This window comes from Nitrosospira multiformis, assembly GCF_900111585.1.
Classification (GTDB): domain Bacteria; phylum Pseudomonadota; class Gammaproteobacteria; order Burkholderiales; family Nitrosomonadaceae; genus Nitrosospira; species Nitrosospira multiformis_B.
Genome location: NZ_FOHI01000010.1, coordinates 1 through 16,127 on the forward strand (window position 1 = coordinate 1; position 16,127 = coordinate 16,127).

Consider the following 16,127-nt stretch of genomic DNA (forward strand, 5'->3'; position numbering starts at 1 on the left):
AATCATCGGCAATACCATTAATACCACAGATGGGTGTATCAAATTTCAATTGCCGATGTCGAAAAAACTGTATCAGTTTTAAATTGCCGTTGACACCGTACGCTATGGATGAGCCTTATTGCAACATATTCAATATAATTGTTATGTATGAACCTCGCAATCGGTATTGTTTTTAGATAATAATTTGATGGCTATGCCTACGGTTGCGCTTCAACAAGTTACAAATCCTTTCGCTAGAAGGAATGCGAAAGGTACTTTAGAAAAACCAATCCACTTAAAGTACATCCAACGATTCCTGGTCGACGTAGAAATTCGTCAAGCACTTGAGCTGGTTTGCGAGAAAGGAACGGTATATATATGGGGCGCTAAGCTTGAACGGTTGAGTCAGTCATTCAAGATGTTTCCGCGTCAATGCCTATTCCTATTCAGACAAGGTGGACAGATTAACAGGGTAGGTGTTCTCAGTGAATCTATTGTTAGCCTGGAATTGGCCGAGAAACTTTGGGGTATGGATGGGGATGGCGAAACGTGGGGATTGATATTCTTTTTCCGCGAGATGATAGAGCTTTCAATACCTGCATCAGAGATTAATAGCATCCTTGGCTTCCGTGAAAATAATCATTGGCAGGGCTTGATAGCGAAATCATCCCCCGAGGCAGATGAAGTAATTAAGTACATCAAGGGCGAGCGGGCAAGGCAATTAGGTAGAATGACCCTCGGAAATAGAGATTGATAATGATCCCGCACGTCCCTCAGCATAAACACTTCGGGTGATCCGAGTCCTAAGCACAATTCATAATCTTAAACTCCTCTAACATTCAATGCTTATATCCACTGATTTTGTTCAATTTCGAATAAAACTCTGCCAATTCAGATAACCCCATACGTTGTAATCCCGCAATCTCTCTTTTTCCTGTCACTGTATCAACCATTTCGTTGTAACGCTCCCGCATCCAAGAATATTTGATTCGTATATCTGCTTTGAAATGATGCGTAGAACTCATTAATCCCTTCCGAATGATCTTTCCAAGATTATCAATATAAGCGGGAAAATCGTAATCTGGATCATCAAGCTCTTGATGAGCTTTAAAAAAATAGTCCACGTAATACATCCCATCAGAGTCCATTTCGAGTAATGATTCAACATATTTACGTTCTTCGCTAAGGATGTGACCCGGGCTGCGATGCTTTGCTCCAATTTCCACGATCTTACGCTCTAGAATTACCCGAGGGTACAGAGCTGCCTTGGTTTCCAACATATAGGCCTCAACAAGGGCAGGCCCAAATATATATTCATTTTTGTGAATCAACTTACCTTTAGTCACAGCACCCCGGCAGAGTAATCCTAAATTTAGCAATCCCATGATGATGTGCTTGATTTGTAGCAATGTATAAAAAACCTCACCCGGCTCATTTGCTTTGAAAGAAATAACAATCAAATCAGAAAATATAGTTACCTGTCTTGAACTCTTGTTAGCTAATAATTTATTAAGCTCAGCATCCTCTTCCAATATCTCCTTGATCAAGTCATAAGCACGGATAATCTGTTTTATTTTCTCAATATCGTCTTGGTTATCTTTAACTGTTTGATCAAGTAGTGACTTAAAACCAATAATATCAATGTAGGCTACTACTCTGTTTTCATAATTCATATGAATACCTAAGGTAACGGTACGGGCGTAGATTTTCCAGCGATCCAAAGCTGGCTATCCTTGCAGCTTGGGCGGCCGGTGGTCGGCATCGAGCTCCACCTGCTTGGCCATGACTTCGCCAGCGTGGTACCAGGACAGTGTCAATAAAGTATTCGCGCGTAGAAGCTGCATCGATCTGCTCGTTGATATCCTCCAACAGTTGATGGACTTCTTTGTCCGTCCAGACGTACTCGCGCTGATAGTCCCGAAAGATGCAGAAGCACTCCCTGAAGGCTTCCTCTATGTGCTGTACTTGTGGGTTTTCTATCTGCCATACCCGTTTTTCCTTGATTCCTGAATCCAGCTCGATCATGCTTGCCACCAGTGGGGCGGCGTCTCGTCTCGAATAATCCAGCCATCGACAGCTTTGGTTCCGTAGCGGTAGGTGGCCATAGGAACCAGCGCTTCAGCCGGCGCGCAGCCGCCGTGGTACCCATTTCGCTTGCTGGCGTAACGCAACTTGTTGTTCCAAGCCAACACAACCTCGTCCAGGCCACTGGCAGTCTTGATTCGCTTGCCCTTCAGGGCAATCTCGCCGGGATAAGACTCCAGATTCGGTTCGCGCCATCGAGCGTTCGGACTGGCTCCCTGCATCATCGTGTCTTGGTCAAGCACGTGGCCGTGGTCGCTAGTGAATGTCACGGACCTGTCGGAGGACCGTGCTTCCGCCAACAGCGCATCCAGCCCCTTGAACTGGGCAATGTCCCAGCGAAGGCGAAGTTGGTCAGACTTCATCAAGTGATCGTCCACCGCATTGATCACAACGGCTACGACCCGTTGCCGCGTGTCGCTCAGCGCCGTTCTCAGATCATCCGAAAGGGTGACGCCAGAACTGTCGAGCAAGTCTCGCTTGTGAAAAATGGCCGGCGGCTTGCCCGCAACAGACAGGGCCACGAGCGACGGGTAGGCACTGAATGCTGACCTCTCCGTCGATGCCGAACCGGCACAAGGGGTACCGCAAAGCAGAGAAGTCCTCGATGCCTCTGTCGTGGAAGGCAGCATGGCCAACAAGGTTGAGCATGACTCCTCGGCACGTTCGAACTGAACCCAACCATGTTCGGACAGGCTGTGGTGCAGCTCCAAGAAAACGGGGATGCTCATACCGTCCACCACGATGAGCAAGCTGCGACCAGCCGCAGCAACCGGTGCGACGCATTTGTCGAGCGCGTCCTCGATCGGAATCAACGATGTCCCGTTTGGCTGATCGGCCGACAGCGATTCGGCGAATCGCCGATCAAATAAGTCCCTTCGAACGCGCGTGTTCTCTCGCAGCAGTCCGTAGGCGTTTGCCAAGTCAGCGGAGTCATCGCCTTCCAGCAGTACCGTTTGCGCCCAGTCCACCCAGGCAATCTCGTTACGATATTGCTCAGCAAGCGCGTTCAACGCTGAGGGAAAGGCAGTGGCAGTTTGCGTGAGCCAGCTCACCAAGCGCACCGCCATCTTGCACCTAAGCTCCGAGCGGCTGTTCAGAACTGGCCCGCGATGGGCCATCAGACGACCAAATCGCGAAATGGCCTGGGACAGGTTGAGTTCGTTCAGGGCGCTGGCGAATGCCTTCGTCTTTTCGCGCAGTGCTGCGCTTCCGTACCGTGCGTGCGCCGCCAGTGACTCTGCTTTCAGCTGCGTCACCAAGGACTCGTACCGTGCGACCTGCTGCTGTTTGGCAGCCTCCGTGGCGCGCTCGAACCAAGCGTCGGCGGCTCCTGCCAGTTGGTGCGTCGTGTGCGACGAGATCGTCAGACCATCAAACAGGACTTCCAGGCGCGCGGCGACTTTCGCCCGATTCGCTTCTGTGCCAGCGGTCTTATCCTCCAAGGCTTCACAAAGCATCGCAATGGCAACCAGCTCGTCGGCACTGCCCGTGTCGATGGCCGCAAAGACGAAGCTCACCAAGTCGCCCAGCGTTTCACGCAGCCGTTGGACTGTCTCCTGACGGGCGGTGTCCTCCAGGCTCTTGAACTGATCTCGCCGTTGGGCATCACCAGCCCACTTCAACAGGTCAAGTTCGGTCGGCGGATAGGACTCGAAGCCCAGGACAACACGAAATAGCTCTTTCCAGGCGCGGTCCTGATCCAAGACGAGTGACCGAACTGGGGCATATCCCTCTGCTGGCATGTATCGCACGAGCAGCTCAGCCAACCATCGGTGGCGGGCCAATCGCGGATCAATGTGCGCCGCCCGAAACAGCGCCAAGACGGTCTGCCAAAGGTCGTGTGTGATGGCGCGCCGCTTGGCGCAGCGAGCCAACACGTCAGCGCCCAAGCCACCCTCGTCGCCGGAGAAGAGCAGGACAACGGGTGTCGTGCTGATCGAATGACGTCGCATGGCGTCGCGAACGGACAGTGGCGAGCTGCAGGCCGAGACTGGCCAGCTCTCGGCGTTCACATCCACCGCTGCACCTTCAAAGGCATCTGGCGGCAGTCGCAGCAGGATGAACCTTGCCGGCGGGTCCGCCTCGTGGGCCTGCTTGGCCTGAAGACTGATCTGATGCGCTGGGACCTTCATTCCTGTTCCCGGATCACGATCTGAATATCCACACTGACCTCGCCCAGCCCTTCAAGCAGCGCGCGTGCATCGGCCAATGCTTGCAGGGCATCGGTCTTGACCAGCCTGGCGCGCTCCATTCGCTGCGGTGCTTTCATGCCGGGTTCCGGCTCTGGCTCCGGTGTGGGCTGAGCCTGCGGGGTCGGTGGCGTTGCCCGGTTGGCAACATCAGCCAGCAGGGTTCCCGCATCGCGTTCGAACTGGGCGACGGCGGTTTGGAGTCCGTCGACGTATTCGTAGCGGAGAACAGCGTGCGCAAGACCCTCCAGAATCTGATTGGCACGCGGTGCGAATTCACCGCTGCCGCCCGCGATCGAGCGCAGGCTGTTGATCAGATAGTGCTTGGCCTCAACACGCGCCAGCGCCTGCACACCACCGAGAACCGCCTTGGCTTCGGCGACTTCCTCGGTGCTGAAATCCAGTCTCGACACGATGTTGACGAGGTCAATCTCAAAGCTGCTGGACTCCATGGCGACAAACCAGTCGCGCAGACGTGTCGCACCTGTCTTGCGCAGGGCAGGCTCGCCCCTGGCGACGACATCGGTCTGCACCAATGTCATCAACTGCTCGACCACGCGCAGGTAGTTCGGCAAATGAGCTGCAGTGTCAGTCACGCGCTTGCGTGCCGCGCGTGAAAATTCAACCAGCCCTGGCGCTGATCGATACAGCGCCGCCATGGCGGGGTCCAGCATTTCGCCAGCGAGCTTGGTGGCCTTGTCCCACTCTGCCGTTGTCGGCAAGGGCTGCTCGCGCACCTCGCATTCGTTGGGCACGTTGCCGATTTCGCCCTTGAACGGTTGGCCGAAGTGGTACAGGGAGCGATTGCTCTTGGCCAGCCAGGTCAGGATCACCAGATCTTGCAGGTCGTCGCGCAGGCCGCGCCGGTCGGGAAGGTCGAGCCAGCGGCGCAGGTCAGTCACGGTGGGCTCGCGGCCCGACTGCTGGGCGATTTGTCGGGCAAAGTGCTGCGACCAGTCATCGCGCAACTGCAGCGCTGCTTCGCCCACCTCGGCCAGATCAAGCTTGGGAGCAATGCGCTTGGCGTCGTCCCGAAGCGAGGCTTCGAGCTCGACCCGATGGGCCGGCTTTTGGGCTGCCAGCACCATCAGATCAGCGAGGCGTTTCACCGCAATCGGCCTGGGCTCGGCGTCAAAGTGCGGGTGGGCCGGAAACTCGTAGTCGAGGGCTTGCTCGGCCAATTTTTCGAACGCGTCTTTGAAGTTGGCCGCTACAGGTGGGCGCAACACCAAAGACGGATCGAGGCTGAAATAGTGTTCGTCGACGGTTTGTGCGGGGTCCAGCGCCTCCTGAGCCACACTGTTGAGTCCATAGGCCGTGTAGAGGCAATTGTGAATGAACTGGCGCAGTTGGTCCCGCTGGTTGGTCAGCAGTACGCGTGCCTGCTCACGGTCGGCTTGCGACAGTTGGCTGGCGTACTGGTCCAGGTTGTTGCCACGCAGGACGAAATTGATGACCACCAGTCGCCCCAACTGGTCCTGGGTGTTGGGGGACAGGAAGGACGGCAGCCAGGCCATCGATCGACCGACCCGGCCGTCGTTAAGAAAACCGTTGATCTTGGCCACATCGTCTTGTGGTCCGTGTTCGGGTTGGTGGTCGAACGGGAAGTCGATCAGGATGCGCCACGTCCCCTCACGGCCCTTGAGGGTGTCGAAAGACTGCTCACGGACATTGCCAAACAGGATCTCTGCGTTGCGGCGCGAGCCGCGCCAGCTGATCTCCATCTCGGGCGGCAGCAGGCTGGAGCCGACATCGGCCAAGCCCAAACCGTCGGTGATCAACTGCCTGACTTCCGCCTGCCGGTTGCCCTGCGTGTCGAAAGACATCGCGTTGGCCAGGATGGCGTCGGTATCGACCTTGGCGACTTCCACCGACAAGGTCGGGTTCGGCGAGTCGTCGGCAATCTTGATCTCACCCGCCTGACCAGCCCAGCGCTTGAGCTTGGTCAGTACCGTGATGCCCTCACTACCGGGAACCGGCGTGCGGATCGTGCCGTGGTTCAGTGCAGCCAGCTTGGTCGGTGTCAGGTTCTTCAGCGCTTCAACTTCGGGCGCCAGTGCCGCCAACACCAGGGTCTTGAGCAGACGGGCGTCGTTTTGCAGCGCGGCCGCCTTCTTGGGATCGGCCTTGCCTGACTCGATGTCTTCCCTGGTCACACCGTGCTGGGTTTCCAGAATCGGCAGCAAGCGACGACGCCAGAGCTGCTTGGCCTGCTCAAAGAAGAGCTTGATGCCGTGGGTGAAGGGCTCGTCGCCGTCGGCGATCACGTCGAATAGATCGCCCACCGGGATGACGTCGCCAATCTCCAGCGTGTCGGACTTGTCCACCAGCATCTGCTGCATCAGCTTGAGCGCGGTGCGTTCGCGCTGCAGCATCGACGACACGGTGATCAAGGTTTGAACCAGCGCCGGCGTGAAGGGGTACAGGTCCTGCAACATCTGCTGATCGCCGTCGCGTGTCAGCAGGGTCTGCAGCACCTCGGGCTGGCTGCTGAGCAGCTTGTTGATGGCACCTTTAAGCAGTGTCTCCTCAGCGGGGCCGCGCGTGCGCAGCAGGCGCTTTTTGGCGATCTCAGGAAGGTTGCGGTCTTCCAAGTTCACCTTGTCGAAGCGAGCCTCCCAATACTGCAGGGTGTCGGCAAACGACAACTGCTCCGCACCGGGCATGTGTTCGCCCACCAGTTCTCGCAGATCGCGCTGGCGGGCCATGAAACTGATGATGGGCGTTGGGCGGTCAGCGTTGCTCGACTCCACCAGCTTCGCGACCTTTTGTCCTTCGCGGGCAATCCAGGCCACGTCGGCGGCTCGGCTGGCCAGCCAAAGGATGAACTCGTCCAGGAACAGGATGATGCCGTCGTAGCCCAGGTCTTTGGCGTGATGTGACATCGCCGACAACCCCTCGTCGAGCGAGGTGTACATCTCACGCTGCGAGGAAGACAGGTGGCTCACGCTGCCGTAGAAGGCGCGGGTCAGCGCCCCGACCAGTTGGAAGCGCTCTGGGCTGCCGGGAGGCACTTTCAGCGTGACCTCGAAGCGTGCGGCGGCCCAGGTCTGCGCGACACGACCCCAGCCGCCGCCCCCTGTGGCCGCACCGGTCGCACCGTTCAGGGTGCGGAAAAAGGCCTCGTCTCCCATCTGCGTGCGCAGCTTCTGCGCGTCGTTGAGCATGCCCTCGCTCTGGTAGAAGCCAGGGCTCGGTGCGTTCGGGTGCAGGCGTGCGGTCAGCTCGGCATAGCCCGAGAACAGTGCCGATTCCAGCGTTTCGGCATTGATCATGTGGTACGGCACGACCAGGAACTTTTTGCCCTGCGTCCAGCCGTTGTGCTTGGACACCACCGAGGCCAACTCGGGCTTGCCACGGGCGGTGGTGTCACCACGCAACAGCAGCGACAGGATGGCCATGAAGTGGCTCTTACCCGAGCCGAAACTGCCGTGCAGGTACGCGCCCTTGCTCATTCGGCTGTCGATCGCGCCCTTGACCACCCCGAGAGCCTGGTCAAAACACCTCACCAATTGGGGGGTGGCGATGTAGTCGCGCACGGTTTCCGCAGGGGCATTCAAGCCGTCCGTCAGGCGAAGAACAAAGTCGCCCTGGTGGACCTGTTCGGGCAGGTCAAATATCTCGCGTAGTTTTGGCATGTTGTTGTATCCCTCGTGATTCGTGTCAGGGCTGCACGGCTGCGCTGGAACGCCTGCCTCGTGTGTGGCGTACGGGCGCAGGGGCGCGCCAGGTGCGCACTGCCTCCAGCGTCAATCCGTGCTGAGCCAGCTGTGCATCGAGCAAGCCCTGCAGGTAGTCGCCTGTGCTCATGCTCAGGTCGTCGTCAATCTCTGGGTGCCATTGGTGTACCCAAGGCAGCAGTTCGTCCAGGCCAGCCAAGGCAGGCGTCAAGCGGGCGGCGTCGACGCCTTCGCGTTGCAGCATCTCGTATAGGTAGCTGGTTAGCGCTAGCGCGCGGGCCTTGGCGTCGTAGCCGGCCCATAGCAGCATTGGGCTTCCGGCGTCGTTGCCTCGTTCCAGACCCGGAAAGTTCACAAAACGCTCTTTAGGAACATCGAGTGCGCCACGCGATTTCCAGTAGGCCCCCTCACGAAAGTCTTCCGGCTTGTATTTCGGTGGAACAGCAATCGCGCCGACCTCCGCCTTCTTGCGCCGCTCTTGCTCGTTCGAGATGTCTTCAGCTGCGGCGCCAGCCATCTGTCGAACAACCTCCGCATCAATCGCATCCTCACGCCGCTGCAATGCCCAGGTCTTTTGCCAGACTGCATGCTTGCGTAAACCGCTTTCGCTGTAGCGCATTGCGCTCAGATAGGGCACGCAAGACTGCTGGATGAGTGCAGCCAAAGTGGCGTGTGCGTCACTCCCCCATCCTGCGTAAAGATCAATAGCCCGTCGGAACTCATCGTTGCCAGAAAGTGCATCCACCAACTCGCGTACCGAGCGCAGTCTGGGGGCGGGACTTGCGTCGCGTGGCCAAAGGTCGGGAGCTTCCAGACGGGTGAGCAGCCAATTCTCCAACGCAGCCTTCTCCAATGTCTCCCACGGTTCAGCGGCCCAGCGTCGCTTGCATTCAGGTCGTTCAATCAATGCAAGATCTCGATTGCGCCGAATGCCAGCAATGCGGCGCTCAACCAAATCCTGGTAGTCCTGCGGCCAGTGACTCGGTACTGTCGTAGTGGGGATGCCGTTGTGTCGCTCGAACCAAATGGTGGTCTTGCTGCCTGCCGCGCAGTCTTGAGCCAGGACAATTTCAAACGCACGCTCACCAAATTTAACTTCTGGCGGGTTACCGCTATACGTAAGGTCTTGGTCCAGTACGCCGTAGTACTGGTAGATCTCCCAATCCAATTCCTCCTGCCACGAAATCATTTCGTTCCTCACCCGCGTCGCCTGGGTACGTGATTGAGCAATTTCTAATTGACCTGGCACAGATGTCTTTAGTAACTGGTTAGGAAGTAGGCTGGAGTATTGCGTCGTAAGTCGATCGATTTCACGCGCTTTGACAGTTGGTCGCTGCGCAGCGACCGGAAACTGCCCAACTTTCGTGCCGTCAAAGGCATATCGCTCGTCCCATCCATTTTTGGTGTCTTTTTGAAAGCAAACTTGCTTGAACCAAAAACACGCCGTCGATGAATTCAATAAGCCAAGCAAACCATAATGGTCGTTCAAGCTAGCTTGTGAAGATAGCTTGATCACAGGTGCCGTTTGCTTAAATACATTGCCACCAGAGTCATGCGCAAAATGGTTATTCGTAGCAACTTCGGCAAATGAAATCACGTTTGTGTATTCAAGCCTGCTAACCGTAATTTGGTGCCAACTCCACCACTGTTTTCCATCAGAAAAGTATGTCCCCTGACCAAAAGTGGCGCGATTTCCAAGAAAAGTCCTGTTCGGCCACAAATAGCGATGTAGGTTGGGTGTATTTGAAATGGCTAGGCAATTTCCATTTACATACGGAACAATACCTTCCGTCTGACAGCGAATACTCCAATCCCTGACGTTGTCCCCTTCAATCAATGGGCGCACTGCTATTGATTCAATTTGAAATCTACTGAATGTCCCTTGCTCAGCAATAAAGGCATCGTCAGCGCTTGTACGGCCAGTTCCGCCCCAAACATCGGCTAAAGATGATAGGGATGTACTGCCAACATGATTCATTTTGTCTAGGAGTTCTGTTGCGCCACCGCCTTTAAGTGACCAGGGATGCACATGAAATTTTTCGCGTGATTGGTCACTGACGCTAATCCACTCTGTAACGGAATCTCGCAGGTCTATTTGATGAACAATCGATTGCCAAACACTACCAAGTGCGGGATATGTTGGTATGCCTGGGTCGCCCTTTATGCCTAATGCAGCTCTCACCGTTCCGCTGGTTGGGCCTCTTGCCCGACCGAACATGATGACGGTGTCTTTCTGATGGCCAGGAATCGTGGCGCCCGACGAATCGATGACATGCGTCAAATCAATTTTTGGAAAAAAACCTTCGACCAGCTTCTTGCCGAATTCTCGTTTCATGAACGAGTTAGAGGCGATCAATCCCACAAAGCCACAACGTTGGCTCTGGTTTTGATAACGGCACAATGCCCAAAATCGTTCGCAAAAAGGCGCAACTAAAGCGTATTGTCGGTAACAACTTTCGTATCTCTCGCGATAAAGGGAAGAAACGGCAGCATCACCGACATTGATGTACGGCGGGTTACCGACAACCACTGCGTACTTGCGGCCAAGGATCGAGTTTGTTGCCGCCAAATCTTCCGCCGCAAAGGCGTGCTGATACAGGTGGTCAGCCCCCATTGCCAGATTTTCTTGCGGCGTATTCAACGCGAGTGAAACTTGAGCCCGCGTGTAGTCACGTTGATCGAATCCGTGCAGCAGGCTGTCGCCTGTCTCGATATGAAGATGGAAGTCCGGGGCGAGCCGCAGCTTGTGCACCTGTGCCATCTTGAGCGCAGCCACCAGCAGTCGGAACCGGGCGATCACCACCGCATAAGGGTTCAGGTCGATGCCCGCAATACGGTCCAGCGCCTCCTGCAAGGCCATATTGACGTTGTCCGGTCGCTTGCGCAGCCATAGCGGGGCCAGGCATTCAAAGGCGCCAAGCAAGAAGTGGCCCGAACCACAGGTTGGGTCGATCAGATCGACTTCTTCCAGTGTGTAGATGTCGAGCGCACGCGTGAGCGTGCGGTCCAGGATGAAGGACTCGATGAACTCTGGCGTTTGCAGCAGGGCATAGCGTTCCCGCGCTGCTTCGGACAGGTCCTGGTACAGATCGCCCAGGAATCGCGTGTTCCAGTCAGGGTCTGCAAAGTCGTGAACCAGTGCCCCGCTGTCGGCATTGCTGGCGCGGAAGAACCGAACCAGTTGCTTGCCCATATCGGCAGAGACCGGTGCTGTCAGCAACGCGCGCTGGACCTTCATGACGTCCGACAGGCCAGGCAGGCGGCTCGCCACCGCGAAAACGTCGCGCAGGTAGTCGTTGTCCGATGCGGTCGGGTTTTGAAGGTAGAAGGCCTCTTGTCGCGCCACGGCGGATTGCCCTCGGGTATCCGTGCGGGCGATCAGCGGCGCGTCGAGGAGGTCGTTGTCTTCGCAGAAGCGAACGAACAGGCATGCCAGAACCCAAGCCACGGCGGACTGGGTGAACTGCGCTTCAGCCCACGTCTCCAGGGCCTCAGACATGCGCCCAGCGTCACGCGCCGCTTGCCAGTCCGCTGTAAGGCGGTTTTTGTACTCCGCATGAGTGGCAAAGCGTGCACGTAGATTGCTCTCCAGGTCTCGGACCTGGACCTTCAGGTCTGCCAGCAGTTTGGTGCGATTGATCATGTTTGTTTTGACTTCGTGCTAGTCTTGGCGGCTGGACTGCCGTCCGTGCGGTGGGCGTTTTCGAGCCAAGCGCGCGGGATGCGACCGTAGTCTGTTGTGTTGATGGTAACCGGAACGGCTTCGCCATCCAGCACGGGGCGGTTGTCAGGCGTCAGCGGGCTGGCAATCAAGGCAATCAGCGGCGGGCGCTTGCCGAACATGCAGGCATCGGCCAGCTTGGCAAATAGCGGCATCCGCTGCCAGCGTGCGGCCAGGCCGAGATTGACCAACAGGCCCGGTTGATCGTCCTGCAGAAGTTGCGCTTCGACCTTGGGCCAGACTTCGCCGAGCACGGTCGCGAAGTTCTGGGCATCCACCGAACCAGCGGGCGCGGCATCGGCGGCCAGCAGGATGTTCCAGTCAACATCCCATTCCTTGGCTTGTGCCTCGAGCAGAGTGAGCACGACCTCGTCGAAGTCAATAACCTTCAGACCAAAACGCAGCGACAGTTCGCGCTGGGCGATAGCGAGGCCCTTGGGATCGACAGACAAGGTAAGCAATTTGCCGCTGCTCAAGGCGTGCTTGATGCGCTCGTCGATCTGCAGAGCGGCCTGTACATCCGGTGCGGTTGCGGTGCGTGGCCGGTGATTGGTGCTGAAGCGCGTAATCTGTGTGGTGCCCGAAATGATGCTCGCTGAGTCGAGCGTGACAAAAGCGCGCTTGGCACCGTCCCACTTCACTTCCAGCCCAGCATGCTTGAGCAGTTGCTCCAGCTCTGTGGGGCCGGGCAACGGCGCTGCCTCGGGGTAGCGGGCAAAGATCCGACGCCTGATGGTCTCCAGGTCGAACTGACGCAATCCGAGCAGCGAATTGGTGGCCAGCTTGACGGCCCGCGCGGCAGACAAGCGGGCTGGGTAAAACTCGAGGCGTGAAGACAAAGCGGCCTGTTGGGCGCACGCGGCCGCCAGACGGATCAGTCGATCAGAGCTCAGGCCTGCGTCGCCCGCTGGGGGCGAAACACGCGACAAGGTGTCTGTCACTTGTTGTGAAGATGGCAGCGGGTCTTGTTGCGCCAGGCGGTCGGCTGCATTACCTAGCTCCACGGCATAGCTGGCTCGGACCTCGGGAGATGAGGGAAACAGTCCCGTTGCTCCGCTGCTGGCGAGGGTGGCGACCACCAGGTCATCGACTTGCGGTGCCTCGGTGAGCGGACGAATGTTGGCATCGCGCTTGACCAACTGCCACCGGGCTGCTTGCTTGGTGCGCTCGACGGTGATGACGGCGCGCGTTAGCGCTTCGGCCTCGCTGTGTCGTGCTGGCCCCGTTTGAACGCTGCCGCGCCGGGCCAGCAGTACGGTGGCGATTTCGCCAACCGTCGCGATGCCGCCCAATCCTGCCAAAACAAGGGCCACATCGTCTCGCAGGTGCGTGACTTCTGGCTGGCGTGACATGCGCTCGGCCATCGACTGCAACAGGTCCTCGGCCAGGGGTGAGGTGTCTGCCTGAGTGCTCAAGCCCAGCCAAGCTTCCAGAGCCTGGAGTTGTACGTCGTCGCCTTTTTTGGGCACGAGCAAGGCGGCTGCAGCATCCACCGACAGCTTGGCCACCGTGGTGTCGGCGGGGTGCTCGTCCTTGGCCGCGCCGCCGCTAAACTGTTGCCGCAGCCGGTCAGCAATTTGGTGCAGTTCGCGTGCCACTGCCAAGGCGATGCCACGGTGACGATAAAGCCTGTTGCGTGGCAAGTCGGCCAGATCACCTGCGGTGGCCAGTTCATCGTAGCCAATCCGATCGAGCAATTCGAGGTGGCGAGAATCCAGTTCCAGCGCACTGAGTGGCGTACTCGGCGTGATGGCGCCTTCGATGGCTGTTGGCTCGTCACCGAAGGGCAGGTCGCTTTGGGGTGTTTGAGTGGTATGGGTGGTGACAGGTCGCGAGACGTTCTCGAATACTTTGCGCCACTCGCGCAACATCTGCTCTGCATTGTCGAAGCGCTTGCGGTGGTCGCGGGCCAGTGCCCGGACAAAAAAGTCCAGCGCCTGTTTGCGAATCGACGCATCAAAGCGCTCTGAGTCAAGAGCGATCTCGGTTTTCAGGGTCGCGGGGTCGGCGCTGCCATCGCCCCATTCGGGCAAGGTGCCGGTGGCCATTTCGTGCAGGGTCAGCGCACACGAATAGCGCTCGGCGTACCCGTCCCACATGCCGCGCTTGCGCAAGAACGGGTCCATGTAGACCCGTGTGCCCGCGTTCAGATCGGTGGCCGGAACACCCGCCAGCGAGAAGTCAAACAGCGTGAGGGTGAGTCGTTTGCCGGTTCCCGGGCGGATACCGATGTTGTCTGGCTTGATGTCGCGGTGGGGCACGCCCTCGCGCTCCAGGTACTCCACAACCGAAATCAGCTCCTCACCGAACCGCTGCAGCAGGTCCAAACCCAGCCGACCTTCTTGCCGCAGACGTTCACCTAGCGTTTCCTCGCCCGCAGAGGAGAGGAACAAGGTCGCCAGCCCCGCGATCTCGAAGCGCTCAAAGCACTGAACGATGTTCTGGTGTGGCTGCAGGCGCACCAGCGTCTCGGCTTCGCGCTTGAGTCGCTCGTTGTAGTCTGGCTCCAACGCAATCTTGAAAACACCCTGGCGCGGTTGTCCTACGCTCTTGCGCCGTACCTCAAGGGCCAGACTGGTACCGCCCTTGCCGAGTCGCCGAATGACTTCGAAGCCGTTGAGCTCATTGCCGGTGTTGGCCTCCAGCGGCGACGCCAGCGGTGATGCGGGCGCGGTCATGGCGTCTTCGAGGGCTTCTTCTGCCTTGTCGAGGGCGGCCAGGAATTCGTTGGTCGAGCTGAACCGGTCATCAGGCGAGGGCCAAGTGGCAAACTGGATGAGTTCTTCGATCTCGGCCAGGCAGCCGTTGACCATGGCCGACAACGTGAGTCCAGGCCCTTGTTCGCACTTGGTGACGAGCTCATCACCGCTGATGGCAGGCGGCTCACCCGCGAGCACGAAATACGAGATGGCTCCCAGCGAGAAAAGGTCCAGCTTGATGGAGTCGGGCCGGGGCGCGATGCGCGCTTCAGGGGCGAGGTAGATCTCCTGAGCCACACGGTCCGAGAGCATTTCGACGTGCAGCGTTCCGGTCGTTTCGCCTTCGGCTTCTTGCAATTGGCGCGTGGCGATCTGCCAGTCGAAGATGGTGACATCGAACGAGCTGGCACCCACCGTCCTGACCATGATGGTCTGCGGCGACAAACCTCGGTGGTAGAGGCGGTAGCGGTGCGCAGCATCCAGCGCTTCGGCAATGGCGCGGACGAGCTTCAACCGCTGCCAGAGATCGAGGTGTTCCCCTTGCGCCCGGATAAAGTGGTCGAGTCGCTGCAGTCCTTCGTCGTACTCAAAGATCAGGGCGGGCCCGTGTTCACTGTCGATGAAGTCTGAGGCGCGCAGGATGCCCGGATGGCGTATGCCTTCCAGCAACTGAAACTCGCGCCGAGCTGCGTCGGCGAGCATCGAGCGCTGGGCGGCAGTGAGCGTGCGCTTGGCGGTGTAAAGACGAACACGACGGCGCAGGTTGGTCAGCGATATGTGCTTGGCCAGCCAGTCCTGGTGAAAGTCTGTTTCAGCGAGGACTTGCTCGAGTTGGTAGTCGCCAACACGCCGGCTCTGCTGCGGCGGTCGAATGCCGATGGTCTCCAGAGCCCGGTTCAACGACGTCGCCAGATCACGGTCAATTGGCTGCCCGCTGGCAACCGGGGCCATTTCATCAAACAGCTTGTTGGCGATGTCGGACCGCAGGTGGATATTTTCCCGAGCAGGACCGGTGAGCTTGCACCGTTGTGCAGAGTCGGACAGGAAGACCAGGGACTGGATGTAGGGAGTGCGACGTTTCTGAACGGTCAGTTGCTTGCGCAGCAGCGATGCGAGCTTCTTTGCCTTGCGGTTTGTGAGCAGCAAGGGGTTATCGTCAAAGTATTCACGGGCGCCGTCTCGCCAGATCCAGGTGTGCGAATCGCCACTGACTTCCCCAGGGCGACTCTTGATCTCAACGAGGAAGATGCTGTAGCGCGAAATGATCAGCAGGTCGACTTCGTTGATGCTCCCGTCGTCGGCAACAAACTCGAAGTTGCTATAGGCCCTGAACGGTTCACGGTTAGGCAGCGCGCGCTGCACAAAGTCGAGTGCATCTTGCTCCCACGGAAACTGGGACGGCGAAATCGTCTTCCAGCGCCCGCTCATCGGCAACCTCCGATCGTAGTGACGCCGTGAGTACGACCTCGAACGGTCGGCCCCATCTTTCCTCTGTTGTTTGGTTGAGGGTTCATGTCAGTCGCAATCTTGTTCTGGCTCGACGGGCTCTGGGCTTTCATAGCCGGGAGCCAATACCGCGCTTCCGACGCCATACAGCGCTAAGTGATTTCTGAGCCAGAGCCTGTGTTTGGACCATTCAATTTGTGGGCCGGTGAGCAGTCCACGCTCCATTTGCGCAGGATGTAGCCAGCCATCGCGGCGCACAGCTTCATCTTCAATATGCCCCGCTCCATGCCGTAGCCCATCTCAGGTTATCTGCCAAGAAATACCAAGC

At 57.9% G+C, this 16,127-nt stretch carries 6 protein-coding genes and 1 pseudogene; 1 reads left to right on the top strand and 6 read right to left on the bottom strand.

Going from position 1 to position 16,127, the window contains the following annotated elements:
* The first annotated feature begins 166 nt into the window (after window positions 1–166).
* The gene (locus BMW46_RS12825; RefSeq protein WP_143121467.1) at window positions 167–733 is read left to right on the top strand and encodes a hypothetical protein; all 567 of its coding nucleotides are present in this window, start codon (window positions 167–169) and stop codon (window positions 731–733) included.
* An 85-nt stretch (window positions 734–818) separates the two neighbouring features.
* On the opposite strand, the gene BMW46_RS12830 is transcribed toward BMW46_RS12825, so the two are convergent.
* The 6 genes and pseudogenes from BMW46_RS12830 to pglW form a co-directional block, all read right to left on the bottom strand.
* Window positions 819–1,700 (bottom strand): hypothetical protein, encoded by an 882-nt coding sequence (locus BMW46_RS12830; RefSeq protein WP_177171095.1) that lies wholly within the window; start codon window positions 1,698–1,700, stop codon window positions 819–821.
* A 127-nt stretch (window positions 1,701–1,827) separates the two neighbouring features.
* A pseudogene (locus BMW46_RS15835) lies at window positions 1,828–2,004 on the bottom strand (hypothetical protein); the annotation flags it as partial.
* Window positions 2,001–4,196: a BREX-2 system phosphatase PglZ gene (gene pglZ, locus BMW46_RS12840; RefSeq protein ID WP_074709068.1), complete on the bottom strand. Its 2,196-nt coding sequence runs from the start codon at window positions 4,194–4,196 to the stop codon at window positions 2,001–2,003. The gene pglZ and the pseudogene BMW46_RS15835, both read right to left, overlap by 4 nt.
* On the bottom strand, window positions 4,193–7,891 hold the full coding sequence (locus BMW46_RS12845) for a BREX-2 system ATPase PglY family protein (RefSeq protein ID WP_074709069.1): 3,699 nt from the start codon (window positions 7,889–7,891) through the stop codon (window positions 4,193–4,195). The genes pglZ and BMW46_RS12845 overlap by 4 nt, the downstream gene beginning before the upstream one ends.
* Window positions 7,892–7,916: 25 nt before the next feature.
* Entirely contained in the window at window positions 7,917–11,576 is a 3,660-nt protein-coding gene (gene pglX / locus BMW46_RS12850; protein ID WP_074709070.1) for a BREX-2 system adenine-specific DNA-methyltransferase PglX, read from the bottom strand.
* Window positions 11,573–15,781 carry a BREX system serine/threonine kinase PglW gene (gene pglW, locus BMW46_RS12855; RefSeq protein WP_074709071.1) on the bottom strand — a complete coding sequence of 1,403 codons (4,209 nt, stop codon included), beginning with the start codon at window positions 15,779–15,781 and terminating at the stop codon, window positions 11,573–11,575. Before pglW ends, pglX begins: the two co-directional genes overlap by 4 nt.
* Window positions 15,782–16,127: the final 346 nt, after the last annotated feature.